General features: G+C 63.7%; 5 protein-coding genes. 4 read left to right on the plus strand and 1 reads right to left on the minus strand.

The window, feature by feature from the left end; translation table 11 throughout:
- Positions 1-136 precede the first annotated feature (136 nt).
- From xylA to WA702_RS29545, 4 genes are all read left to right on the plus strand, one after another.
- Positions 137-1,456: a xylose isomerase gene (xylA, locus tag WA702_RS29530; RefSeq protein ID WP_425114067.1), complete on the plus strand. Its 1,320-nt coding sequence runs from the start codon at positions 137-139 to the stop codon at positions 1,454-1,456.
- Positions 1,457-1,526: 70 nt separating this feature from the next.
- Entirely contained in the window at positions 1,527-2,315 is a 789-nt protein-coding gene (locus WA702_RS29535; protein ID WP_425114068.1) for an ATP-binding cassette domain-containing protein, read from the plus strand.
- A complete protein-coding gene (locus WA702_RS29540) occupies positions 2,315-3,400 on the plus strand; it encodes an ABC transporter permease (protein ID WP_425114069.1) in 1,086 nt (361 codons plus the stop codon). Before WA702_RS29535 ends, WA702_RS29540 begins: the two co-directional genes overlap by 1 nt.
- Before the next feature lie 81 nt (positions 3,401-3,481).
- Positions 3,482-4,417 (plus strand): sugar-binding protein, encoded by a 936-nt coding sequence (locus WA702_RS29545; protein ID WP_425114070.1) that lies wholly within the window; start codon positions 3,482-3,484, stop codon positions 4,415-4,417.
- Positions 4,418-4,801: 384 nt separating this feature from the next.
- Here WA702_RS29545 and WA702_RS29550 read toward each other — a convergent pair.
- Positions 4,802-6,369, minus strand: a 1,568-nt coding sequence (locus tag WA702_RS29550; protein WP_425114071.1) for an EAL domain-containing protein, incomplete at its 5' end; no start/stop codon positions are given.

Here is a 6,369-nt window from a genome sequence, read left to right on the forward strand (position 1 = left end):
GCGCGGATCCCGCCGAGGTCTGCCGCCGCCCGCAGCGGTTGGCCAGCTTCGAGCCGCGCGCCGGGCTGGTTGACGCCTACGACGAGTCCTACGCGCGCTGGCGCAAACTCTATCCTGCCTTGAAAGAGTGCTCGCGATGAACGCATCAGCCACCTTCTTCCGGACCAAAGATCCAATCGTCTATGGCGGCGCGGACGCGAAGAGCCCGCTCGCCTTCCGTTGGTACGACAAGGACCGTGTTGTCAGCGGCAAGCGGCTGGAGGACCATTTGCGCTTCGCCGTCTGCTATTGGCACTCGTTCTGCTGGCCGGGCAGCGATCCCTTTGGCGGCGAGACTTTTCTGCGGCCGTGGCAGCACGGCAACGATCCCCTGGCGATGGCGCGCGCTAAGGCCGATGTCGCCTTCGAGCTGTTTCGGCTGCTCGACGTGCCCTTCTTCACCTTCCACGATGCCGACGCCGCACCGGAGGGCGCCACGCTAAAGGAATCCGTCGCCAATCTGAATGCGATCGCTGATCTGTTCGAACAGAAAATGGCGTCGGCCAAGGTGCGGCTGCTGTGGGGCACCGCGAATCTGTTCTCGCATCGCCGCTATATGTCGGGCGCCGCGACCAATCCGGACCCGGACGTGTTTGCCTATGCCGCAGGGCAGGTGCGCGCCGCGCTGGAGGTAACGCATCGGCTCGGCGGCCAGAACTACGTGCTGTGGGGCGGCCGCGAGGGTTATGAGACCTTGCTCAACACCGACATCAAGCGCGAGCTCGACCAGCTCGGCCGCTTCGTTGCGCTTGTGGTCGAGCACAAGCACAAGATCGGCTTCAAGGGGCCGATCCTGATCGAGCCGAAGCCGAAGGAGCCGACCAAGCATCAATATGATTTCGACGTCGCGACCTGCTACGGCTTCCTCAGGCGTTACGACCTGCTGAATGACGTCAAGCTCAATGTCGAGCAGAACCACGCCATTCTCGCCGGTCATTCGTTCCAGCACGAGATCGCGCTGGCGCAGGCGCTCGGTGTGCTCGGCTCCATCGACATCAACCGCGGCGACGATCTGCTCGGCTGGGACACTGATCAGTTCGCGATGAATACAAGCGAGCTGGCGTTGGTGTTTCATGAGATCATCAAGGGTGGCGGCTTGAGCACAGGTGGGCTGAATTTCGATGCCAAGATCCGCCGGCAGTCGATTGACCCGGATGATCTGATCCACGCTCATGTCGGCTCGATGGATGCCTGCGCACGCGGTTTCCTCGCTGCCGCCGACATGCTCGACGCAGGCGCCCTGACCACGCCTCTCGCCGAACGCTATGCCGGCTGGGATGGTGAGGAGGGCAAGGCGATCCTGGCTGGACAGCGCTCGCTCGCCGAGTTGGCCGATCGCGCGATAACGGGCCTCGATCCGCAACCGCGCTCGGGCCGGCAGGAATATCTAGAAAGTGTGGTAAACTGCTATCTATAGTGGTTCTATCCATCACGCACAAAAACGACGGTCGAACGACCGCGGCCAACGACAAGAGGGGAGGACCGCCATGAACATCACGGCGGCGACAGGGACGCCGGTGGTTGAGCCGGCTGTTGCGCCGGTCCTGCAGTTGCAGGGGATCGGCAAGCATTTCGGCGCGATCCGCGCGCTGTACGGCGTCGATCTCACCATTCGCGCCGGCGAGGTGGTGGGGTTGATGGGCGACAACGGCGCCGGCAAATCGACGCTGGTGCGGATCATTGCCGGCAATTTTCCACCGAGCCAAGGCACCATCCATTTCGATGGCCGCGAGGTGCAGTTCTATCGTCCGGTCGATTCCCGCGCAGTCGGCATCGAGGTCGTCTATCAAGACCTCGCGCTCGCCAACAATCTGACGGCCGCTGCCAACGTGTTTCTCGGTCGCGAGCTGACGCGCTCGGTCGGGCCGATCAAGCTGCTCGACCACAAGGCGATGGAGGCGCGGGCGCTCGAGCTGTTTCATGAGCTGCGCTCCGAGACGCGCCCCGAAAATTTGGTCAAGGACATGTCGGGCGGCCAGCGCCAGGCCGTGGCGATTGCGCGCACGCGGCTGTCGAACGCCAAGCTCGTGATGATGGACGAGCCGACCGCCGCGATCTCGGTGCGCCAGGTGGAGCAGGTGCTGAGCCTGATCCACCGCCTGAAAGAGCAGGGCATCGCGGTCATGCTGATCTCGCACCGCATGCCCGACATCTTCGCGGTCTGCGACCGTGTCGTGGTGATGCGACGCGGCGAGAAGAGGGCCGACAAGCCGATTGCCGAGAGCTCGCCTGAAGAAGTGACCGCGCTGATCACCGGCGCCAAGGAGATGGCGTGATGACGCAGCTTACGGATCATCCGGTCTCGTTCGGCAATGTCGGCAAGACGCGGTGGTGGCATCGCGGCCTGTTCGCCTCGCAGACCGGCTACGTGCTGATTGCGCTCATTGCGCTGATCATCATCATGAACTTCGCCAGCCCTTATTTCTTCACCGAGGGCAATCTGCAGAACGTCGCCAAGAACTTTTCCTTCATCGCGATCGCCACCCTCGGCATCACCTTCGTGATCATCACCGGCGGCATCGATCTGTCGGTCGGCTCGCTGATGTGCTTCGCCGCAATGGTCACCTCGATGGTGATGACGGCACTCTCGACGCCGGGCGAGCCGCTGTCCCAGCTCTTCGTGCATCTCGGCAGCGACGGCAAGACCGTGGTCGCCAATGTGCCCGGGCTGATCCTGCTGGTCTCGGTGCTGTGCGGGCTCGTGGTGTCGCTGATCGTTGGCCTCATCAACGGTCTCTGCGTCGCGGTGCTGGGCCTGTCGCCGTTCGTGACCACGCTCGGCATGCTCTCGATCGTGCGCGGGCTCGCCTACGTGATCTCGAACGGCAGGGGCAGCTTTCCAGGTGGACCGGATGCCGATTATTTCTACGCGCTGACATCGGGCGACGTCTACGGCCTGCCGGCGCCCTTCATCTATCTGGTCGTGCTGGCGCTGATCATGGCACTCGTGCTGCATCACATGCGCTTCGGCCGCCATGTGTTTGCTATCGGCGGCAACGAGAAGGCGGCCGAGTTGACCGGGGTCGCGGTGACGCGCGTCAAGATCGCGGTCTATGTGATCGGCGCGCTCGCCGCCGGGCTGCAGGGCATCATCATCTCCGGCTGGCTCGGATCGGCGCCGGCCAATATGGCGACCTCGTATGAGCTGAACGTCATCGCGGCGGCCGTGATCGGCGGCGCCAATCTCGCCGGCGGCATCGGCGGCCCGTTGGGGGCGATCGTCGGCTGCGTGCTGCTCGAGGTGATCCGCAATGGGCTGGTGTTGGCGCAGGTCAATTCCTACTGGCAGCAGACCTTGGTCGGGGTGATCATCATCGCGGCCGTGCTGGTCGACCGGATCCGCGCGCGCATGCTGGCATAAAGACTGGCCGGGACGTGAATGATGACGTCTATCCGCATTCCGGCGCAGGCAATCAACAGGATAGACAGGAGGAGGAGACCAATGAAGAAACTGCTATTTGCCGCCGCCGCGCTCGCGGTTCTGGTGGCGCCCGCTCGGGCCGAGACGAAGTATCATTTCGCGGTGGTGCCGAAGGCGATGAACAACCCGTTCTTCGACGTCGCGCGTGACGGCTGCGAGAAGCGGGCCAAGGAACTCGGCAATGTCGAATGCATCTACAAGGGCCCGGTCGAGCATGAGCCGGCGACGCAGGCGCAGATCATCCAGGACTTCATCACCCAGAAGGTCGATGGTCTTGCGATCTCGGTCGCCGACGTTCCGTCCATGACCAAGTCGATCGAGGCGGCGACCGCGGCCGGCATTCCCGTCATCACCTTCGATGCGGATGCGCCGGGCTCGAAGCGGATCGCTTATATCGGCACCAACAACAAGGATTTCGGCCTTGCGCTCGGCAAGCAACTGCTGCAGCTCAGACCCGAGGGCGGCAAATACGCCATCGTCTCCGGCGGTCCCGGCGCCAAGAACCTTGCCGAGCGCGTCGATGGCGTGCGCGAGGCGCTGAAGGGGTCGAAATGGACCGAGGTCGCGGGCTCCCCGACCTTCTGCAACGACGATTCTGCGCTCGCCGTGCAGCAGATGACCGACCTGCGTACCGCGACGCCGGATCTCGCGGCGATCGTGCCGGTCGGCGGCTGGCCGATGTTCGCGCCCGAGGGTTACAAGGCCTTCGTCAACCACAACAAGAAGGACATCGATGCCGGCAAGTTCACTCTGGTCGTCGCCGATACCTTGAAGATGCAGCTCGAACTGTTGCGCGACGGCTATTCCAATGCGCTGACGGGCCAGCGTCCGTTCGAGATGGGCGAGAAGGCGATGGACACGCTGCTCGCGATCAAGAAGGGCCAGAAGGTGCCGGAGACGATCTACACCGGCCTCGACCTCGTCACCAAGGACAACGTCGCGAAGCTGTTGCATTGAGTATCGGCTTAGTCCCGTAGCGAGCGTGAGGCGTGCGCGTATCGGGCGGCACACACGTTAACCTCGCCCCGCTCTTGTCCCCCATAGCTCGAAGAGCGACGGCGGATGCGGGGCGAGGTCGATCGCGAAGCGATCGGGTGAAAGGGACAGGTCTAACAACTCATATCGAGCAAGCGTCTGCCCCTCACCTCAGCCCTCTCCCCGTGAAGAACGGGGAGAGGGAGCGCGCCGCCAATGAAGCGATAGGTCGCAGCTCCATCAGCAATATCTGATGCACGCTTTCAAACAGCCTGCCGTCTTCCGCTGTCGTCGTCCGGCTTGTCGCCTACGCTGAAGCTGCGTTGCGCCCTTGATGGGTATCGCTTCGCTCAACCGATCCTACATCTACGCGACCAGCGCCGTATCCATCGCGGCATCGTCGCTCGCTTTCGTCGGTCGCCGCCGCTCGAGCAGGTCGAGGAATTTGGGCAAGGGCAGCGGAGCGGCGACGAGATAGCCTTGGCCTTCTTCGACGCCGCAGCTGATCAGTGCCCTGGCCTGTTCCTCGGTCTCGATGCCTTCGGCGACCACCGTCATCTGCAGGTCGATCGCGAGGCCGACCAGCATCTCGATGATTGCCGTGGTCGAGGCGTCGACTGTGACCGTATCGACGAAGAACTTGTCGATCTTGATCGTGTTGGCACCGAGCCCCTTCAGGCGCGACAGTCCGCTATGGCCGGTGCCGACGTCGTCGATGGCGACGCGGAAGCCGCGCGCGCGCAACTCGCGCACCACGGCCGCGGCGCGGGGGAGATCCTCGAGCTCGTCGCGCTCGGTCACCTCGATCACGATCTGGCGCGTCGAGACCTTGGCTGCCAGCACCACTCGGCGCAGCGCTTCGACGAAGCCGGCGCTCAACAGATGCTTCGGCACCACGTTGAACGACAGCTTGAACTCCTTGTCCTGCTTCAAGAGCGGTTGCAGGCCGGAGAGCGCGCGCTGCAGGATCTGCCAGGTCATGTCCTGGATGCGGCCGCTGGACTCCGCGAGCGGGATGAAGCTCATCGGTGGAACCACCGAGCCATCGTCACGCAGCCAACGCGCCAGGATCTCGCAACCCTTGATCTGGCCGGTTCTGAGATCGAAGATCGGCTGGAAGTAGGGCGCGAACTCACCGCGCGCGAGCGCACGGTCGAGGTCGGCAACCGGACCCTCCGTCCGCAGCGAGCGCGCCAGGAGAACGCCGAAGAGGACGCCGAGGCCGAGCGAGGTCACAACCGCGGGCCAATAGGTCTCGCCGTTCCAGGTGGATAGCGCGGCGCGGTCGATGTCGATGGTCGCCTGCAGCGGATATCGCGCAGAGCGCATCTGAGATTCGATCGGTTCCGGTAGCGCCTTGTCGGCATCCACCTTGAACTCACCGAGTGTCTCGCCATTGGTCAAGGCGAGCGCGACCCTGCTGTGAGCACGTAGCTCAGCCGGCATGATGTCGAGCAGGCTGTTGGTGAGGCCGAGAATGGCGACCAGGGCTGTCTTGCTGTCGATATCCCTGAGCACACCGAGCGCATTGCCGCCGAACTGCTCGACGCGGAAAATCCGCAGCTTGCCGTCCCGCGACGGCAGCATGTCGGATCGCGCGACCCAGCCATTGTCGAATTCCAGGGTCTCGGAATAGGCCGAGCAGATCACCGAGCCGTCCGTGTTGACGAGACGGACGTCCTTCATCGCGGAGTGCTGATAGACATGAAGCCGGATCGCCTGCAGCGTACCGGGCTCGCAATTGGTGAGGCCGCGGCTTGCAAGCTGATCCAGGCTGGCAGCGCCGGAATTGACGGCGAATTCCGAACGTCGCAGCATGACCTCGGTAAATTCATCGATCTGCCGCGCCTGCTGGCGATGGATCAGGGTGGTCGCGGTGAAATGGCCCGCCAGTCCAAAGACGGACGCGCTCGCGAACACGAGCGCCAGGAGGG

It is taken from the genome of Bradyrhizobium sp. (genome assembly GCF_049798375.1).
Taxonomy (GTDB): Bacteria; Pseudomonadota; Alphaproteobacteria; order Rhizobiales; family Xanthobacteraceae; genus Bradyrhizobium.

What these genes read in the sequence shown, in the direction of transcription:
- xylA (WP_425114067.1), top strand. Translation starts at nt 137, where the DNA reads ATGAACGCATCAGCCACCTTCTTCCGGACCAAAGATCCAATCGTCTAT.
- WA702_RS29535 (WP_425114068.1), top strand. Translation starts at nt 1,527, where the DNA reads ATGAACATCACGGCGGCGACAGGGACGCCGGTGGTTGAGCCGGCTGTT.
- WA702_RS29540 (WP_425114069.1), top strand. Translation starts at nt 2,315, where the DNA reads ATGACGCAGCTTACGGATCATCCGGTCTCGTTCGGCAATGTCGGCAAG.
- WA702_RS29545 (WP_425114070.1), top strand. Translation starts at nt 3,482, where the DNA reads ATGAAGAAACTGCTATTTGCCGCCGCCGCGCTCGCGGTTCTGGTGGCG.